17 protein-coding genes are annotated in these 18084 nt (G+C 63.2%); 9 read left to right on the top strand and 8 right to left on the bottom strand.

What is annotated here, in order from left to right; all coding sequences use genetic code 11:
- The first annotated feature begins 440 nt into the window (after nucleotides 1-440).
- The 3 genes from ACWRN3_RS19955 (at nucleotide 441) to ACWRN3_RS19945 (ending at nucleotide 3107) form a co-directional block, all read left to right on the top strand.
- Nucleotides 441-920 (top strand): hypothetical protein, encoded by a 480-nt coding sequence (locus ACWRN3_RS19955; RefSeq protein ID WP_476741697.1) that lies wholly within the window; start codon nucleotides 441-443, stop codon nucleotides 918-920.
- A gap of 466 nt (nucleotides 921-1386) precedes the next feature.
- Nucleotides 1387-2010 (top strand): dihydrofolate reductase family protein, encoded by a 624-nt coding sequence (locus tag ACWRN3_RS19950; protein WP_476741696.1) that lies wholly within the window; start codon nucleotides 1387-1389, stop codon nucleotides 2008-2010.
- Nucleotides 2011-2291: 281 nt separating this feature from the next.
- On the top strand, nucleotides 2292-3107 hold the full coding sequence (locus ACWRN3_RS19945; protein WP_476741695.1) for a PAS and ANTAR domain-containing protein: 816 nt from the start codon (nucleotides 2292-2294) through the stop codon (nucleotides 3105-3107).
- Nucleotides 3108-3606: 499 nt separating this feature from the next.
- On the opposite strand, the gene ACWRN3_RS19940 is transcribed toward ACWRN3_RS19945, so the two are convergent.
- On the bottom strand, nucleotides 3607-4530 hold the full coding sequence (locus ACWRN3_RS19940; protein WP_476741694.1) for an AraC family transcriptional regulator: 924 nt from the start codon (nucleotides 4528-4530) through the stop codon (nucleotides 3607-3609).
- Between the two features lie 272 nt (nucleotides 4531-4802).
- Between ACWRN3_RS19940 and ACWRN3_RS19935 the strand changes: the two genes are divergently transcribed.
- Genes ACWRN3_RS19935 through ACWRN3_RS19915 form a run of 5 tightly spaced genes read left to right on the top strand, consistent with a single transcriptional unit; the run spans nucleotide 4803 to nucleotide 10198 of the window.
- Nucleotides 4803-6149: an ABC transporter substrate-binding protein gene (locus ACWRN3_RS19935; protein WP_476741693.1), complete on the top strand. Its 1347-nt coding sequence runs from the start codon at nucleotides 4803-4805 to the stop codon at nucleotides 6147-6149.
- 26 nt (nucleotides 6150-6175) lie between these two features.
- On the top strand, nucleotides 6176-7144 hold the full coding sequence (locus ACWRN3_RS19930) for a carbohydrate ABC transporter permease (RefSeq protein WP_476741692.1): 969 nt from the start codon (nucleotides 6176-6178) through the stop codon (nucleotides 7142-7144).
- Nucleotides 7141-8058: a carbohydrate ABC transporter permease gene (locus ACWRN3_RS19925; RefSeq protein ID WP_476741691.1), complete on the top strand. Its 918-nt coding sequence runs from the start codon at nucleotides 7141-7143 to the stop codon at nucleotides 8056-8058. Before ACWRN3_RS19930 ends, ACWRN3_RS19925 begins: the two co-directional genes overlap by 4 nt.
- Before the next feature lie 31 nt (nucleotides 8059-8089).
- Nucleotides 8090-9151, top strand: coding sequence for an NAD(P)-dependent alcohol dehydrogenase (locus ACWRN3_RS19920; RefSeq protein ID WP_476741690.1), 1062 nt, complete (start codon nucleotides 8090-8092; stop codon nucleotides 9149-9151).
- Between the two features lie 45 nt (nucleotides 9152-9196).
- The gene (locus ACWRN3_RS19915) at nucleotides 9197-10198 is read left to right on the top strand and encodes a carbohydrate kinase family protein (RefSeq protein WP_476741689.1); all 1002 of its coding nucleotides are present in this window, start codon (nucleotides 9197-9199) and stop codon (nucleotides 10196-10198) included.
- 440 nt (nucleotides 10199-10638) lie between these two features.
- Here the strand turns inward: ACWRN3_RS19915 and ACWRN3_RS19910 are convergent, their stop codons facing one another.
- From ACWRN3_RS19910 to ACWRN3_RS19895, 4 genes are all read right to left on the bottom strand, one after another.
- Entirely contained in the window at nucleotides 10639-10950 is a 312-nt protein-coding gene (locus ACWRN3_RS19910; protein ID WP_476741688.1) for a 4a-hydroxytetrahydrobiopterin dehydratase, read from the bottom strand.
- A gap of 494 nt (nucleotides 10951-11444) precedes the next feature.
- Nucleotides 11445-11783, bottom strand: coding sequence for a nuclear transport factor 2 family protein (locus tag ACWRN3_RS19905; protein ID WP_476741687.1), 339 nt, complete (start codon nucleotides 11781-11783; stop codon nucleotides 11445-11447).
- Nucleotides 11780-13159 (bottom strand): MFS transporter, encoded by a 1380-nt coding sequence (locus ACWRN3_RS19900; protein WP_476741686.1) that lies wholly within the window; start codon nucleotides 13157-13159, stop codon nucleotides 11780-11782. Before ACWRN3_RS19900 ends, ACWRN3_RS19905 begins: the two co-directional genes overlap by 4 nt.
- Nucleotides 13160-13172: 13 nt before the next feature.
- The gene (locus tag ACWRN3_RS19895; RefSeq protein ID WP_476741685.1) at nucleotides 13173-14711 is read right to left on the bottom strand and encodes a carboxylesterase/lipase family protein; all 1539 of its coding nucleotides are present in this window, start codon (nucleotides 14709-14711) and stop codon (nucleotides 13173-13175) included.
- Between the two features lie 155 nt (nucleotides 14712-14866).
- On the opposite strand from ACWRN3_RS19895, the gene ACWRN3_RS19890 reads away from it, so the two are divergent.
- On the top strand, nucleotides 14867-15865 hold the full coding sequence (locus ACWRN3_RS19890) for an Lrp/AsnC family transcriptional regulator (RefSeq protein ID WP_476741684.1): 999 nt from the start codon (nucleotides 14867-14869) through the stop codon (nucleotides 15863-15865).
- Nucleotides 15866-15952: 87 nt separating this feature from the next.
- On the opposite strand, the gene ACWRN3_RS19885 is transcribed toward ACWRN3_RS19890, so the two are convergent.
- The 3 genes from ACWRN3_RS19885 to ACWRN3_RS19875 are packed head-to-tail and all read right to left on the bottom strand — an operon-like array spanning nucleotide 15953 to nucleotide 17943.
- On the bottom strand, nucleotides 15953-16573 hold the full coding sequence (locus ACWRN3_RS19885) for an MBL fold metallo-hydrolase (RefSeq protein WP_476741683.1): 621 nt from the start codon (nucleotides 16571-16573) through the stop codon (nucleotides 15953-15955).
- A complete protein-coding gene (locus ACWRN3_RS19880) occupies nucleotides 16573-17673 on the bottom strand; it encodes an S-(hydroxymethyl)mycothiol dehydrogenase (RefSeq protein WP_476741682.1) in 1101 nt (366 codons plus the stop codon). The genes ACWRN3_RS19885 and ACWRN3_RS19880 overlap by 1 nt, the downstream gene beginning before the upstream one ends.
- A 45-nt stretch (nucleotides 17674-17718) precedes the next feature.
- Complete coding sequence (locus tag ACWRN3_RS19875; RefSeq protein WP_476741681.1) at nucleotides 17719-17943, bottom strand: hypothetical protein; 225 nt, start codon at nucleotides 17941-17943, stop codon at nucleotides 17719-17721.
- Between the last annotated feature and the right edge of the window lie 141 nt (nucleotides 17944-18084).

The following is an 18084-nucleotide window of genomic DNA, read 5'->3' as shown; positions in this document are numbered from 1 at the left end:
AGAAGCCGAACGGCAATCCTGCTACCCCGACTTCATCGAGTACTACAATCAGCGCAGGCCACACACTGCACTCAAAGGCGCCTCACCCGCCAGCCGTGTCACCAACCAACCGGGTTAGTACAGCTAGACCACGTGATCTGGCGCCACGTGTCAGGGCGCGAAGTATTCAAGTCGGACGAGGTGGACTAGGGGCCGCGCGTTGATAGCCTTACCCGAGAGTGTCAGAGCGAGCATGGGAGGCGTCGTTTTCCGCCCGTCGTCAGCACCAGATGCAGCAGGTGATCCGTGATCTCGCCGCCCTGGCAACTGTCCGGTCTCCACGGGTTTCGTAGTCCCCATTACTGTGGCGTCGGCTGGCGCGGTATTGAAGCCCCAAAGGCTCTTTTCAGACTGTCCTGGCGCGCCTAAGCTGCCCCCACCACCATCCATAGGAGGCATCAATGCGGACAGCAAAAGCACCGACGGAATCCGAGCAGGTTCATCGTCTTTCCGAGAACCTCATGACGCAGCTGGCCAAGGGCAGGGAATGGGCCACCCCTGGGGTCCAGACAGCCCTCCAGAGAGCGGTAGCGGGACTGGATACCGGCATTGAAACTGCCTCCCCGCGGCTCCAGGCGCTGTTGCGGCGGTTGGCGGATGAACTCGCCGGCAGCGTGGAGACCATCACTCCCAGGGTCCATGAACAACTGATGCGGGTCGGGCCAAGAGCTGCTGCCCCGGGCCCGATCCAGACGAGGAAATCCCCGTCCCGCATCTGGTGGTTGATCACAGGAATCACCGCCGCAGGGGCCGGTGCGGTTGTATGGCGCTCATTGAAGGTTTCCAAGCCCGAACCATCACCATGGGTCAACACGGAGGAACTGAAAGCCAACCGCAGTGATCCAAGCGGCGATGCTGACCTGGCTCCCGGCCGGATGTAGAAGCGTGTTCCGGCAGAGCCGGCACAAGGATCCGGACGCTGTTAGAGCGCCCAACCAACCAGCACCAGCCCCGCAGCTTCACAGAATCATCAGCGATCCCAGGGGTTCTGACGCAGTCGCGTCCAGCCTGTCCAATGAGGAACTGGCGCAAGTGCTGGATGCTCTTTACCGAAGCCTTGATACCCCCGTACCTGAGCTGGGGACTATCTATTGGTACGAGGCGTGTCTTGAGGAGAGTCTTCGCAGGCATGGGCCGGTAGGAACGCGCTCGGATGAGGAGCCATCCCACACATGAACCGCCCTCGGAAGGAGAAAGTTCACTTCCGGGGGCGCCGTTCACGCCGTCACACGCAGCCGGCAGGTGAACCTGCTTCCTGTCGCTGGCGATGACCGCGCCCGAGATCGAACTATTCCGCGTGCACGCCGTGGACCATGCCCTAGCCAACCAAAGAAATGGGAAAGCACCATGAGTACTGTCATCGTCAATCAGACCATCACTGCCGACGGTTATGCTGCGGGGATTGGCCAGACCGAGGAACGCCCGTTCGGTCTGGACGGCGGCGACGGATGGGGTGACCGGCTCCATGCTTGGATGTTCGACCAGAGCGAGGAGAACCGGGCCGAAGTCGAGCAGATGGCCGGCGCCCGCGCCCACATCATGGGCCGGAACATGTTCGGCCCGGTGCGCGGCGAGTGGGACCGTGACTGGAACGGGTGGTGGGGCGACAACCCGCCGTTTCACGCTCCGGTGTTCGTGCTCACCCACTACCCGCGCGACCCGCAGCTGATGGGAGGGGGTACCACGTACCACTTCGTCACTGACGGCATCGAGTCGGCGCTAGACCAGGCGAGGAAGGCGGCCGGAGACGGCGAGGTCTCGATCCAGGGCGGTGCAGAGACGATCAACCAGTACCTCGCGGCGGGTCTGGTCGATGAGCTGCGGCTGCACATCGTCCCGTTCACCCTCAGCGCCGGCGCCCGCCTGTTCAACGGGGTTCCACCACTGAACCTAGAGCAGGTCTACGCCCGAGCGGCCAGCACGGTGATCCACGTCACCTATCGGGTGCTTCAGCAGGAGGAAGCCAAGTGACGCCGTCGGTCTCGCATGCGCCGCTGGCTCTTGTCGAGCGAGGTCCCTGGTGACCCCACCCGGTCGTAACGGAGCAAAGACCCGTTACGCATTTTCGTGGAGATCACGGAGTGGGCCCGACTAACACCCGAACAGCTGCAGACGTGGCGGGAACGGCTATCGGTGCTGCTTTCTACCGACCGAGGCGAAATCACAAACTGAATGCCTCACACGGACGAGATGCGTCTCATACCAGAACTTGTATAGGCGCGCCATCTGCGGAGCCCTAAGCACCGAACGCGATGACGGCGCCCGCAAAAGGAACCTTCACAGGGCGCCTGAGCCGAGGAAACCGCAAGAATTGCCCGACCGCTGACCTGCGGCTTTCGAGATGTGCCGCGGCAAGCTGCGAGGCCAAGCGGGGAAGTTTTAGCTCCCTGGGCTTCTATTATATTATTTTGCCGGGCTCAGCCAACGGCCCCTTTTCCTGCATTGAACGGCCTTATTTGAGTTGCAGAGCTGGGGCCGCTGGCCCGCCCTTTGATGGTTACCTTGATTGCCCTACCGGCCAAGTTGTTTACTACTTTTCCGATCGTGTATTCCGGTGGTCCGAAGGTCAGTACCGCATTTACGGTTACTCCCCTGGAGAAGTGGTTCCCTCGATGGACATGGCACTAGCCCACATCGAACCGCCAGACCGCGCACCAGTGCTCGCCTTTTGGGAAAAAGTCTCCTTGCAGGGCGGACCATCGTCTATCTATGTCTCAATTCGAGACAGCAAAGACCGACAACACAAACTTCTCTTCTCAGCTGACTTCATCCTCAGCGAAGGCAGTCCGGTAGGGGTGCGCGGGATTACGGTGGACCTCACCCAAGCCATCCACACCGATCGCCACCAACTTGCAACCGAAGCGGTTGCCGCGTCAGCGCTGAACAGGGCTGCCATCGAGCAGGCAAAGGGCATACTCATGGCCCGCAGCGGAATCGACGCCGACAGAGCCTACGAAATCATCAATCAACTCAGCCAAGACATCAACCGCAAAGTCCATGCCATTGCCCACGAAATCATTGGGAATGTTGTCGTTCACGATTCCGCGGACACAACCTCCGGGAACTAACTGAAGAATCTCTATCCTGTTTGGAGGGACTCGTTTTAGTGATGACCCGGTGGGTTCAGGTCTGGGGATGCCGTCCCTCTGTGCACTAAGCAGCGCCCATAAAGACGGTGGTCCACGGACGTTCTAAGAGTCCCGATCTTGGCGTCATCCTGAATTGAAGCAGGAGGGGCGGCGACAGCCGGGCTCGTGATCGCATTCTGGGCCCGCAGGCTCCCGCGCCGCTCCAAGCGCCTACAGTTCAACAACGGAGCCATCGTCTAGCCACGCCCATCCCAACGCGGATCTCATCCGCGCCCGGTAGAGGATCCTTCGTCGGGTGCCGGATTCAGCTAAATCGGCTGTCATTTTCAGAAGCTGACTGCACAGAAGCTCCCGTGGTTATAGGAGTTGTGTAGAGGACTGTAGAGCAATGGTCGGTCGAAGTCCCCTGCAAAATGGTGCTTTTCGTGTGCTCCAACTAGCCAATAAAAAATGCGGTCAGGGGGAGCAGGTCCGACTCTCACTTCTGTGTGCGTTGGCGGTAGTGCCGCGGGGTTTCTCCGGTGTCGTTGAGGAAGTGTCGGTTGAAATTGGAGAGGTTGGTAAAACCGACTTCATAGCAAATGTCTGACACCGCCTTATCGCTGCGCTCGAGCAGGCGCCGGGCATGTGCCAGGCGCAGCTTGCGGACCAGGTCACTAAAGTTCTGGCCGGTTGCGCGCTTGAAGTACTTGGAAAAGGTGGGCTCCGGCATTCCCACCAAGGCGGCAGCCTCGGACATCCGGACGCTGCCGGAGTGATTGCTGAACACGTACTCCAGGACAAGGTCGACGACGGCGGCGGCCTGGCCGTCCAGCTGCGGCCTGAACCATTCTTCCGCAAGGTAGCGGCGGTCGCCTTCCGGCGCCGCGGTAAGGAGGGCAAACAATTCAAACAGGTGCTGCAGCCGTTCCAAACCGGTGGTTTGGCCCATGGCCTCAATGGCCGCCGCTGCAGCCACTGCGGTTTGCCCCAGGAATTCGATGCCACGGGCCGACTGCTCGAGCAACGGACGGACCTCCGCCAGCTCGGGGACCAGGCCGGACGCCTGCTCCACCCACTTCGCGTCGAACTGGATGACAGCGTCCCGGTTCTCCAGTACTTCGCCCGGCTCCAGGTCGCTGACCCAGTCGTGCGGCAGGCCAGAACCGACGATCGACACGTGGCCGGCCTCAAAGGTGCCAATGTGGTCGCCGACGATGAATTTTCCGCTGCCCTTGCGGATGAGGTGGATCTCGTACTCAGGATGGTAGTTCCACCGCGCCAGTGGGCTGGGGTAGCTGTGCTGGTGCCAGCGGACGGAGTGGTTGGGATCCGGAGGAATCACCTCCCGGTTGGCCCGCATCCCCAAAAGTCTTTCGGCCAGCCGGGCAGTCGCTTCCTCGGCATTATCCACTGTGGCCATGGCGGTCTCCGTGTATCCGGTGGTTATGAATTATGGACAGCATCCCCTCCGCCCTAACCAGAGTACCGGCTGATGAGGCTCATCGAATCGGAAAATAAGTATCAGAAACGGGCAACGGGGACGCTAGTTGTGACACGGCCCGCACACCTAATGTTGAGGAACAAGAGCACGGCGCCGGGATCCCGGTGGCTGGCCGCACACCAGACCGGCACCCTGACGCAGCAGTCGGGTGCATCGGCCCTGAATCTTCCTGAAGAACAAAGGAGTCCTTAATGCGCCCGAAAACGCGCGCTGCCGTCCTGTCCGCCGGAGCCCTCTGCATCGCCCTGGGCGCCACGGCCTGCGCGGGTGCCGGCGGAGGCAATTCCGCCGGCAACCCCAACAGCATCAACGTCCTGATGGTCAACAACCCCCAAATGGAAGACCTGCAGAAGCTCACCGCAGACAACTTCACCAAGGAAACCGGCATCAACGTCAACTTCACGATCCTGCCGGAGAACGACGTCCGGGCCAAGATCAGCCAGGAGTTCTCCAGCCAGGCCGGACAATACGATGTCGCATCGCTGTCCAACTACGAAATCCCGTTCTACTCCGCCAACGGCTGGCTGGCACCCCTGGACAGCGTGGCCAAGGACCCCGGCTTCGACCAGGCGGATATCCTCCCCGCCTACACGGCGTCCCTCACCGGTACAGACGGCAAGCTCTACGGCGAACCGTTCTATGGTGAATCATCCTTCCTGATGTACCGGAAGGACATCCTCGAGGCCAAGGGACTCACCATGCCGGACAAGCCCACCTGGGACCAAGTGGCGGACATCGCGGCGAAAGTAGACGGCGCCGCACCCGGCATGAAAGGCATCTGCCTGCGCGGCCAGCCCGGCTGGGGTCAGGTCTTCGCACCCCTGACCACAGTGGTGAACACCTTCGGCGGCACCTGGTTCGACAAGGACTGGAACGCCCGGGTCAACAGCCCGGAGTTCACCGCCGCCACCGAGTTCTACACCAACCTTGTCCGCCAACACGGTGAAGCAGGAGCCGCCCAGGCAGGCTTCACCGAGTGCCTGAACAACATGAGCCAGGGCAAAACGGCCATGTGGTACGACGCAACCTCGGCCGCGGGTGCCCTTGAAGCCGACTCCTCTCCGGTCAAGGGCAAGATCGGCTACGCCCAGGCTCCGATCAAGGAGACCAAGTCCTCGGGCTGGCTTTGGACCTGGTCCTGGGCCCTGCAGGCGGCCTCCAGGAAACAGGATGCCGCCGGGAAGTTCGTCGCCTGGGCCAGTTCCAAGGAATACGAACACCTCGTGGCGTCCAAGCTCGGCTGGGCCAAAGTCCCCTCCGGCAAACGCATCTCCACCTACGAAAATGCGGAATTCCAGAAGGCTGCCCCCTTCTTCACCGCGGAGCGGTTCGCCATCGAGAACGCCGATCCCAGGAACCCGGGCACCCAGCCACGTCCCGCCGTCGGAATCCAGTTTGTGGGCATCCCCGAGTTCGCTGCCCTGGGCACCAACGTCTCGCAGGGCGTCAGTTCCGCCATCGCGGGGCAAGACACAGTGGCCGACGCTTTGGCCAAGGGCCAGGACGCCGCCCAAAAAATCGGCAACAAGTACAAGTAGCACCAACCGAACCGCAGGAGAATCCCATGACTACCGCAACGGCGCGTATCTCCCGACCGGGACACACTGCAGCCAAACCCACACGAAGTGCCACATCCCGTGAACGCGCCATGGCCTGGTCACGGCGTGCGCCGCTGCTCCCGGCCCTGATCTTCCTCATCGTGGTAACCCAGCTTCCTTTCGTGGTGACGTTGTTCATCTCGTTCCTGAACTGGAACAGCCTTAGCCCCAGCAAGACGGCCTTCGCCGGGCTGGAAAACTACATCACCGTCCTCACCGACCCTGACCTGCGGCAGGCGATCTTCACCACCATCGTCCTCACCGTCGCCGTGGTGCTCGCCAGCCTGCTCATCGGGCTGGGTCTGGCCCTGCTGCTGGACAAGAAGTTCCTGGGCAGGGGATTGGCACGAACCCTGCTGATCGCACCGTTCCTGGTGGTTCCCGTGGCTGCCGCGCTGATCTGGAAGCACGCCCTCCTCAACCCCGCCTATGGGTTGATCAACGGCATCCTTACCTGGATCTGGTCGCTCTTCGGCAGCAGCACTGCCCCGCAGCTGGACCTGCTCTCGCAGGCGCCCCTGATGGCCGTCATCGTTTCGCTGGTATGGCAGTGGACGCCGTTCATGATGCTCATCCTCCTCGCCGGCCTGCAGTCGCGCCCCATGGACACAGTGGAAGCCGCCCAGATGGACGGAGCCACACCTTGGGCGATCTTCCGGCACCTGACCCTGCCACACCTTCGCCAGTACCTGGAACTCGGCGGTCTGCTCGGTGCCATCTACATCGTGCAGAACTTCGACTCCGTCTTCACCCTCACCGCCGGTGGCCTGGGCACCGCCAACCTGCCCTACGCCATTTACCAGACGTTCTACTATGCCAACGAATACGGCCTGGCCTCCGCCGCCGGCGTCGTGGTGGTCATCGGCACCATCATCGTGGCGACCTTCGCACTCCGCACCGTCTTTTCACTCTTCAAGAAGGAGGCAGCACGATGAGCACCCTTACCCCCGCTGCACCGCAGAGCACCCCTCCCGGGCCCACAGCGCTGAACACCGGTATCCGTAAGCGCGGTAAAACGAGGATGGACCCCACGCGCAACAACACCGCGGCCGGTATCGCTGCGTGGCTGCTGGCCCTGCTCTTTGCATCCCCGGTGGTGTGGATGATCCTGACCTCCTTCCACTCCGAGACGGATGCGGCCACCAATCCGCCGTCGATCGCCGCAGGCCTGACCTTGGACGCCTACCGGGAATTCTTCGGCGAGACGTCCGGCGTCAGCCCGTGGCCGTCCCTGATCAACTCCGCCACCGCTTCCATCCTGTCCACGGTCCTCGTTCTGGTGCTGGCCATCCCCGCCGCCTACGCACTCTCCATCCGTCCGGTGAAGAAATGGACTGATGTCATGTTCTTCTTCCTCTCGACGAAGATGATGCCCGTGGTGGCTGCGATCCTGCCGCTTTACCTGTTCGCCCGCACTGTAGGGGCGCTGGACAACATCTGGTTCCTGATCCTGATGTACACCTCCATGAACCTGCCCATCGCGGTGTGGATGATGCGGTCCTTCCTCGCCGAAGTTCCCGAAGAAATGCTTGAGGCGGCCCAAATCGACGGCGCCAACCTCCTGCTGATCCTTCGCAAGGTCATCGCCCCGGTCGCGATGCCGGGCATCGCCGCCACCGCCCTGATCTGTTTCATCTTCAGCTGGAACGAACTGCTCCTTGCCCGCGTCCTCACCGGCGTGGTGGCGGGCACCGCCCCGGTCTTCCTGACCGGCTTCGTGTCCGGGCAGGGACTGTTCCTCGCCAAAGTCTGCGCGGCCGCCGTCGTTATTTCCCTGCCGGTGCTGTTCGCCGGTTTTGCCGCCCAGGACAAACTTGTCCAGGGCCTCTCCCTGGGCGCTGTCAAGTAGCCTGCACGCCGCTTTCGAAAGGATCGCTCCAATGACAACCCCCACAACCCGGTTTCGCCCCAACACCCACGACGAACTGCCCGCAACCATGCGGGCCAGCGTCCTGAAAAGCCAGGGCGACATGTCCATGGAAACCCTGCCGCTCCCGCAGCCCGACGCTGACCAGGTGCTGGTGCAGGTGGCCGCCGTCGGTGTCTGCGGCAGCGACGTCCACTACTACGAGCACGGCCGCATCGGCCCCTACGTGGTGGACCACCCCCTGATCCTGGGCCACGAACTGTCCGGCCGGATCGCCGCCGTCGGCAGCTCCGTTGACCCCGCCCGCATCGGCCAGCGCGTCGCCGTCGAACCCCAACGCCCTTGCCGTACCTGCAAGCAGTGCAAGGCCGGCCGCTACAACCTGTGCCCGGACATCGAGTTCTACGCCACCCCGCCGGTCGACGGCGCGTTCGCCGAGTACGTGACCATCCAGTCGGACTTCGCCTACGACATCCCGGACAGCGTCAGCGACGAGGCCGCCGCCTTGATCGAACCTCTCTCCGTGGGTCTCTGGGCCTGCGAACGCGCAGAGATCAAGCCCGGCAGCAGAGTCCTGATCGCCGGAGCCGGGCCCATCGGCATTATCGCCGCCCAAGCCGCCCGCGCCTTCGGCGCCACCGAAATCTACATCTCCGATATCGCCGAGGACCGGCTCGCGTTTGCCCTCCAGCACGGCGCCACGCACTCGCTCAACGCGAAGACTGACAGGGTGGAAGGGCTCGACGTCGACGCGTTCATTGACGCCTCCGGCGCACCGCAGGCAGTCCGCGCCGGTATCAAGGCAGTGGCACCCGCCGGCCGGGTCATCCTGGTGGGGCTCGGAGCCGACGACGTGGAGCTGCCCGTCTCCTACATCCAGAACCGGGAGATATGGCTCTCGGGCGTTTTCCGCTACACCAACACCTGGCCGCTGGCCATCCAGCTCATTGCTGACGCGAAAGTGGACCTGGACATCCTGGTCACCGGCAGATTCAACCTCGCCGAGTCAGAAGAGGCAATCAAGGCCGGCAAGCAGCCCGGCCAGCTTAAAACCGTGGTCTACCCGGGCCGCTAAATCCATCCTCCCGAGACTGATGAAGAGAACTGCGAGGAAGCAGCCATGACCGATTCCGGCCCCACACCCGCGCACCTACCGGCTGAACGGGGAGCCATCGTCACCGTCATTGGTGAATCCCTCGCCGATGTCATCAGGGAGACCGGACGGACCACCCGCGCCCGGGTCCACGCAGGCGGGAGCCCCCTCAACGTCGCAGTCGGGGTTGCCCGCCTGGGCTTTGCCAGCAATTTGGTGACGCACTACGCCGATGACCAGTACGGTCTCATGATCGAAGAGCACCTCCAGTCCAACGGCGTCACGGTGATCAGGGGCGGGAGCGCACCGACGTCCACGGCCACCGCAACGTTAGGTGCCGGCGGTGCCGCCACCTATGCGTTCGACATCAGCTGGGACCTGGCAGGGGCAACACTGCCTGCACTGGCCGCCGTCGAGGCTTCCTCACATGTGCACACAGGATCAATTGGAGCTCTACTAGGGCCAGGAGACCAGGCCGTCCTCGGGCTTCTCAAGGCGGCGGGAGAGCGGGCGACGATCAGCTACGATCCCAACTGCCGGCCGGCCATCAGCCCTGATGTCCCCGCTGCTCGTACACAGGCGGAACGGTTTGTGGCCGCCAGTGACATCGTTAAGGCCAGCGACGAAGACTTGGCCTGGCTGTACCCCAACCGCAGCCCGGAGGAAAGCCTTGAAGCGTGGCTGGAACTTGGACCGTCCATCGCAGCCCTGACCCGAGGCGCGGCTGGCCCGGTCATCATCACCCGGCGGGGGCGGGTTGGAATGCAAGCAGAACCCGTCACCGTGGCTGACACCGTGGGCGCCGGCGATTCTTTCATGGCCGCTGTCATCGCCGGCCTCGCCCAGCTCGGAGCGCTTGAGGCAGCCGGAAGACAACGCCTGCAGACACTAGGCGCGGATGAGCTCCACGCCCTAGCCGAATATGCCAACCGGGCTGCCGGGATCACCTGCTCCCGGCCGGGCGCCAACCCTCCCCAAACCATTGAACTGGGACCGCTGTCCGCCGCAGCACCAGTACAAAATCGGTGACGGCACGCGCAGCCTAAATTCCACCACCATCTTCACGGCTCCCGCCTCGTTCGCCACGCCGCAGTATGACCGCATAGGCCTTACTGCGGGCATCGTCCACTTCGGCGTAAGACGGTTTCACCGGGCGCACCAGGCTCCCAGGTCTGACTTTCAGGGCGGGGAACCTAGACAACAATATCGTCAAGGATTGCAGCTCCAAGGAGCGCTGGGAGCTTTAGGCAACGCCGGCTCGTGAGTGCTGTGAATCTGTTGGCAGTACGGATCATCGACTACGAGCGACATTTCGACAAATGGTCTCGATACGGACCCAAAGCCCGCCAGGGACAACGTTATGATGCACGGTGCCATCGTCCACTGCAGAGGATGAAAGGCCGATGACAGAGATTCCGTAAAGGCCGCTTTGCGCCTCGACGAGCCTTCGCCCTGCCCTAGGCGCGGTCTCACTTCGTGGCGGCGACCCCGAGGTCTGCGGCGTGGCCGCCGATGGTGCTGGCCAGGTCGATGTCGCGGCTGGTGATCCCGCCGACATCGTGGCTCGAGAGTCTGACGCCTACCTCGAGGTAGGTGAGGCTGAGATGAGGGTGGTGGTTGGCCTCATCGGCGGAGGCGGCGATTCGGTTCACGAGCTCCAGCCCGGTGGAGAACTTCCGGGTCCTGAAGGTGGCCGTGAGGGCCTCGCCGGTCACGCGCCGGCCCTCAAGTCCGGCTTCGGCGAGCTCGGCGTCGGACAGCTTCCGCTGGGGATCAGTCATAGTGCCATCATGGCTCCGGAGGGCGAACGTGGGCTACCCCAGGAGGCACTACGCCTCCCAAGACGATGGCCGGCACCGACGACGGCGGTTGAAACTCCGCATGTTGCAGGGATAACGCTGTCGTGCCCTGGCGGTTGGGGAAAGGCCAGTCACGATGCCAGGCGCGTCCTTCTCTGAGCCCCCAGACCCTATATAAGGGGCCTACAGCGTATCTTCCGTCAATTGGCACTGAGAGCTGGACTGATGGCGGTGCCGTCGTGGTGGAATCGTTGGCCGGCACCGGATTCCCAGTGCCTGCAGGGGATGGAATGTAGTTGGAGTCCCACCTCGGGCACAGTGTTTCGGCAGGTCAGAGGCCTGTTTCACGGTTGTGTGTTGACAAAGCTTGATAGCAGCAGGCCTTGGGGCTTACCGGCTCGGGGCTGCTGCGATAGCAGCGATCAGAATGACAAAGGACGACGGCGGGAATCCCGCCGTCGTCCTTTGTTTGGTTTTCAGGCTCTATAAGCCCATTGTCCGAGCAGCCGCCCGTCGTCGTCGTACTTTTGGACGGCCAGTCCTGGGCCGTTGTAGCTCATTCCGGCAAGAGGGTTGTGGTGGTCGTAGGTGAAGGCGATCAACGGCCCGTGCGATGTGACTTCCTGCAGGTGAAACCGGGTTTGTCCGGCCCCCTCGCAGGCCAGGGCGCTGACTGCCTTTAGGCCCCGGTATGTCCTGTCGAGTTCGACGATGGTGTATTGAATGTCGTCGTGGAAAGTGGCGATCAGGGGTTCCGGGTTGCCTTTGTTGTAGGCCTCCATCACGGTTCGCACTGTCTCGGAGAGGGTGTTCACTTCTGGGCGCCTGCTTTCCGTTGGGGGACCGGTTTCAGGGCAGTGTCACGCCCTCTGTCGAGGTGTTCCTGATTCGTTGGTGTGCGGGGGATGGCAAGGGCTGCCAGTGCCCCGGCTACCGCGACGCCTGCGATGAACAGGAGGGGAACGATGACGTTGCCGGTCCAGTCCTGGCCGAGCCCCATGACGTAAGGGCCAAGGAAGGACCCTATGGAGCCGATGGTGTTGATCAGCGCGATGCTTGCGGCGGCCGCCGTCATGCCCTTGAGCTGGAGGTTGGTGACTGCCCAGATGATGGGGCCGGTGGCGGTGAAGAGCGCACTGGCGAGGGAGATGCCGATGAGCGTGGGGGTCAGCTGGTCGCCGGTGGCCACACTGATCACGAGCCCCAGCGCGGCCAGTACCATGCCCGTGACAAGTACCCGGCGGTGCGCCTGGCTACGGTCGCAGTAAATGCCAAGGGCGATGGTCGCCACGACAGCGACAGCGAACGGGACCGAGGACAGGTACCCGATGGTCATCACATTCGTAACGCCGGTGTTTTTGATGATGCTCGGTATCCAGAAGACGACTGCGTAGATGCCTATGTAGTTGGCTGCCAGGATGAAGCCGAGGAGCCAAACCCGCTTGTTGGTGATGGCCTTCTTGAACTGTTTTGAGGCCTTTTCACGTACGCCGGCGGGGCCGAGGCTTGCCGCGATGGCGGCCTTTTCCTCCGTGGTGAGCCAGGCGGCGTCCTTCGGCGTGCTGGCGACGGAAAAGAAGAAGATAATGCCAAGGAGGGCTGCCGGGATGCCCTGGATTATGAAGAGCCACTGCCAGCCTGCCATACCGGCGAGTCCCCCCAGGCTGGACATGACCCAGCCGGACAGGGGGCCGACGAACATGCTGCCGATGGGTCCTGCGATGACCAGCAGCGCCAAAGCCTGGGCGAGGCGTTTGCGTGGGAACCACTGGGACAGGAAATAGACCATCCCCGGGTAAAAGCCCGCTTCTGCGATGCCCAGGAAGATCCGGGCAGTGTAGAACTGTCCAGTGTTTTGGACGAACCCCGTAGCGATAGTGACAACGCCCCAGGTGACCATGATGCGCGCGATCCATACTTTTGCGCCGACCCGTTCGAGGATCATGTTGCTGGGCACTTCAAAGAAGATATAGGCGAGGAAGAAGATGCCGGCGCCAAGGCCGTAGGCCGCGGCCGAGAGACCGATGTCGGCACTCATCTCCAGTTTGGCGAAGCCGATATTGACCCGGTCGATGATGGCCACGGCGTAGCAGACGGAGGCCAGGGGCAGGATCCGCCAGGCGAGCTTTTTGTAAAGCGTGGTTGGCAGGTCGCCGGTGCCCTCGGAAGCCGTGTTGTGGGTGTACGTCATTGTACGGACTCTTTCAGTCGTCGGTGGTGGTCTTGTTCGCATGGAGGGCGGGGAATTCCCACCAGGTGTCGGGCTGCCACTTTGCCGTTTCCCATGCTTGCCGTTGCTGCTGCCGGGGGTCCGGGACAACTGTCGGGGTGGTGTCCAGCAACATTGTCCACCGTTCTGTTTGCCGGTATTCCGGCCAGAAGGGCAGATCGGCGCTTTCGGGTTTTCCGTGGTGGATGAAGCTTGTCCACGCTTGCCTGATTCCTGATGCCAGAGTCTGCAATGCCGGATCTGCCCCTTCGAGTCCAATGTCCCAAACGAACGGAACGTCGGACCCGTGGAATCCCCACTTCTCCTTTGGAGCGCCAGGGCTTGGGGCATCGAAGCGGTAGCGCCAGCAGGACGCATTGTCGGCCTGGCTGTCGAGCAGCCGAATGGTGGGGATGCCGTACCGTTCGTCCGCCAGGACAGCGCAGCGAAGTTGGCGCTCGTCCGCCCCCGGGAATGTGCGTCGGTAGGTATCCAGCACTTGCTCCCCTTCGTCCCCGAAGATTTCACGGAGAACGCGTGGTGACTGTTCCGATGCGCTCGGGTCGGCGAGGTCATAGCTCCCGGCCTCGTTGGCTGTTACGCCGGCCATGATATTGATCCCCTTGGCAAGGCCCTTGGCGAAGGCGTGGACGGGGGCTTCGGGGAGAACTGTCCCGTCAATGGTTGGGCGCCAGACCCAGGTTGCCCGGACGCCGGTGGCGATCTCCTGCTGCGCGGCGAGGATGACGTCAATGGGCATTGTCAGGAGCTCTGCGGCGTTCGCCGGGCTAAGGCCCAGGGTGCGGAGCAGCGCGGCGGTGACCTGTTCAGCGGTGTCCGGGGTGTTGAGGTGCTCGCCGCCGCTTTGGATGATTCCGCGCTGGAACAGGCCTTCGGCCAGCGGAGAGGCCATCAGATTGACAACGCTCTTGGCGCCGGCGGAAACGCCGGCGATGGTGATGCGTGAAGGGTCGCCCCCGAATGCGGCCACGTTGTCCCGAACCCATTTCAGTGCAGCGATCTGGTCCAGCAGCCCTGCGTTTGCCGACGAGGCGTACTGCTCTCCGAGGAGGTGGTCCAGCTTCAGGAAGCCGAGGGCCCCCAGCCGGTAGTTGACGGTGACCACGATGGTGCCTTCGAGGGCTAGGGCCGTTCCGTCGCCGATGAAGTTGGCTCCTGATCCCCAGGTGTATCCGCCGCCGTGGAACCAGACCAGAACCGGGCAGGGCGAGTCTGTCGGCTGCGCCGGGGCGGTGATGTTGAGGAAGAGGCAGTCCTCACCCATGGGCGAGTCATCGTCGGACGGCGTTGCCCCGCCAGGCGGGACGAGTTCGGCGGCGAGCACCTGCGGGGCGCGCGTGGGAAACCGGTCCACATCCAGGATGCCCTCCCAGTGCTCTGGTGACTGGGGAGCCAGCCACCGCAGGGGCCCCGTCGGGGGAGCGGCGTACCGGATCCCGCGCCAGCTGATGGTGCCGTCCTTGATGACGCCGCGTACTGCCCCCTGACGTGTGGTTGCCACAGTCTTAGTCATTGCTTTTCCTTCGGTCGGTGTTGATTTCGTCAACAATCGTGTGCTTCGTCACGTGTTTCCGGCAACGCTTTCGAGATAAGTGGAAGAATCAGCCAAAAGTGTGGCGGGAAGTCTAGACTGGGCGGTGACGATGACGTCGTGACAGGGAGCGGGACATGGATGTGCTGGACGACCTGGACCAACGGATCGTCGGCGCCCTCCAGGTAGATGGACGGGCTTCATGGGCGAAAGTGGCCGCGGCATTGGGCGAGGCTGAACGGACGGTGGCGCGGAGGGGCTCCGAGCTCCTGCGGGACGGGCGGGTGCGGATACGCGCGTTGCCCAATCCGAGCCGCTTCAGGCATCTGGAACAGTTTGTGCTGAAGGTTGCCTGCAACCCCGGCGCGGCCGGCATCGCCGCTGCTGCCCTCGCGCGGCGGCCGGAGACCTTGTATACCTACATCCTCACCGGTTCCGCGGATTGCGCGGCCGAGCTTTCCAGCCCTGCTTCCAAATTTGCAGAGCTGCTGATCCGGGACATAGGGAGCATCCCGGGGGTGAGGTCGGCCGCCACGTATCCGGTCCTCAGCTATCCCAGGACGATGCATCAGTGGAATCCCGGCGTCCTGACGCCGGAGGAAATTGAGGCGCTGGGCGGAACCCGGTACTCGGAGGCTCCGACCGCCCTGGAACACGTGGAGCAGCTGGGCAAAGAGGACCGGCAACTTCTCAGGGCACTGGAACGCGATGGCCGCGCCAGTTATGAGGAACTGGCGCGCATCACGGGACTCTCGGTGCAGACCGCTCAGCGCAGGGTGGAGCGGATGCGTCGCGAGGGGACACTGTTTATCCGTGCAGTCTTCGAGCCTGCGCTGCTTGGTTTGCCGGTAGAGGTGCTGCTATGGGTCAAAGTGCCGTTTCCGGAACTGGACCGTGTGGAAGCGGAAATGCTTCCTTCCTCGTCAGTGCGGTATGCCGCGGTCCTCGCCGGCGACTTTCAGCTTGTTGTCGATGCCGTCTTTCCCAGCCGCGCGGCGCTCTCTAGCTACCTGAAAGAGTCTGCATGGGCCACCCGGGCGCAGGCCATCGAGCCGGCCGTGGTGGTAGACGCACTGAAGCGCAGCGGAACGATGGCACTGTCGTTCGGCGAAGACCTCGGCGGGTACAGCTCCTGACGCGTGGGTCGCCCTCGCGGTGTCTTTGAAAAGCGCGCAGGATGTTCACGGCTCGCTTTTCACTGGCTTATTGCGTTGTTCCTGCCGCTACTGGGGGACCTTCGCCAGCGTTTCCTGCTCTGCGGCGATGGTGGTGTTGTCGCCGTGGCCGGTGCGGACCACGGTCTGAGCCGGGAGCGTCAGCAGGCGTTCGCGGATGGAGGTCAGGATGGTGGGGTAGTCGCTGTAGGACCGGCCGGTGGCACCCGGGCCGCCGTTGAACAGCGTGTCCCCGGTGAACACTGTCCCTTCGCTTTCGAGGTAGAAGCAGGTGGATCCCGGGGAGTGTCCGGGCGTGTGGATCGCCTTCAGCGTTGCCCCGCCCACCTCGAACACGTCCCCGTCGGAGTGGTAGCGGTCCGGCTTGGCGTCAGGGTAGACCTGCTCCCACAGCACCAGGTCCTCCTGGTTCAGGAGGATCGGTGCTCCCAGCGCGTCTGCGACCTCCCGGGCGGCCCCGATGTGGTCGTTGTGCGCGTGGGTCAGCAGGATGGCCTTGACCTTGCGGCTGCGGACCTGGTTGATGATCGCGGCGGCGTCGTGGGGAGCGTCGATGATGACGCATTCCTCGTCGTTGCCCACGATCCAGACGTTGTTGTCCACATCCCAGGTGCCGCCGTCGAGCGAGAACGTGCCCGAGGTGACCAGGTTCTCAATGGTGACGGCCATCAGATCTGCACCGGGCTGACTTCAACAACGGAACGCAGGACCTTGCCCTCGTGCATTTTGCCGAAGGCCTCCTCCACCTGGTCGATGGTGATGCGCTCGGACACGAACGCGTCCAGGTCCAGGTTGCCCTGCTTGTAGTGGGACACCAGCATCGGGAAGTCCCGGGAGGGCAGGCAGTCGCCGTACCAGGAGGACTTCAGCGATCCGCCGCGGCCAAAGACATCCAGCAGCGGCAGTTCCAGCGTCATCTCCGGCGTCGGCACACCCACCAGGACTACCCGGCCGGCAAGGTCGCGGGCGTAGAACGCCTGCTTGTACGTTTCGGGACGGCCGACGGCGTCAATCACCACGTCGGCGCCGTTGCCTCCGGTGAGGGCCCGGATGGCCTCCACGGCGTCCTCCTGCTTGGAGTTCACGCCATGGGTGGCGCCGAGGGACTTGGCCATTTCGATCTTGTTGTCGTCGATGTCAACGGCGATGATCGTCGTCGCACCCGCCAACTTCGCGCCGGCGACGGCGGCGATGCCCACGCCGCCGCAGCCGATCACTGCCACGGACTCGCCGCGCTTGACCTCGCCGGTGTTGATCGCGGCGCCAATGCCGGCCATGATGCCGCATCCCAGCAGGCCCACCGCCGCGGCGTCGACGTCGGGGTCCACCTTGGTGCACTGCCCCGCGGCCACCAGGGTCTTCTCTGCGAAGGCACCGATGCCCAGGGCGGGAGAGAGGACCGTGCCGTCCGCAAGGGTCATTTTCTGGGTGGCGTTGTGGGTGTTGAAGCAGTACTGCGGCTGGCCCTTGGCGCACGCCCGGCACTCGCCGCACACGGCGCGCCAGTTCAGGATGACGCGGTCCCCGGGCGCCACGGACGTCACGTCCGGGCCAACTGCAGAGACAACGCCGGTGGCCTCGTGGCCCAGCAGGTACGGGAATTCATCGCCGATACCGCCCTGCTTGTAGTGCAGGTCCGTGTGGCAGACACCGCAGGTCAGGATGTCCACCAGGGCCTCCCCCGGGCCCGGATCCGGCACCAGGATGGTCTCCAGCGACACCGGAGCATTCTTTTCCTTAACCACAACTGCTTGGACTTTATGAACCATGAATGCGTACCTTCGTTTGTGCTCTTGCTGTTGAACCGGGCCAGATCAGATGTCTTTGGTGGCGAGATGCCAGATTCTGTGGGTCCCGACGCTGAGAAGTTGGCGGTCACCACTGGAAATTCTGCGGACCCAGATCGCGCCGATGTCTGCTGCTGTTTCTTCTACTTGGAGCCTGTCCTGGTAGAAGAGGTCTTCTGAAACGGCGACCCTGTCGCCGGCCTGGAGAATGGACCAGTCCTCTACTTCAACTGCATGGGTGTGGCGGTTCATGGAATCCTCCGCAATATCGCTTCGCACTACCGGGTCTCTGTATCAAGCAAGCGGCCCTCAGCTTTGGCCTTCCGCGGTGGGGGGCCCCCCCGCCGCGGGGGCCCCCCCCGGCCCGGGTGGTTGATCCGGTTGGTTCGGGGG

The sequence above is a fragment of the Pseudarthrobacter sp. rb genome, from assembly GCF_056389225.1.
This window is presented reverse-complemented; position numbering and strand designations above follow the sequence as displayed.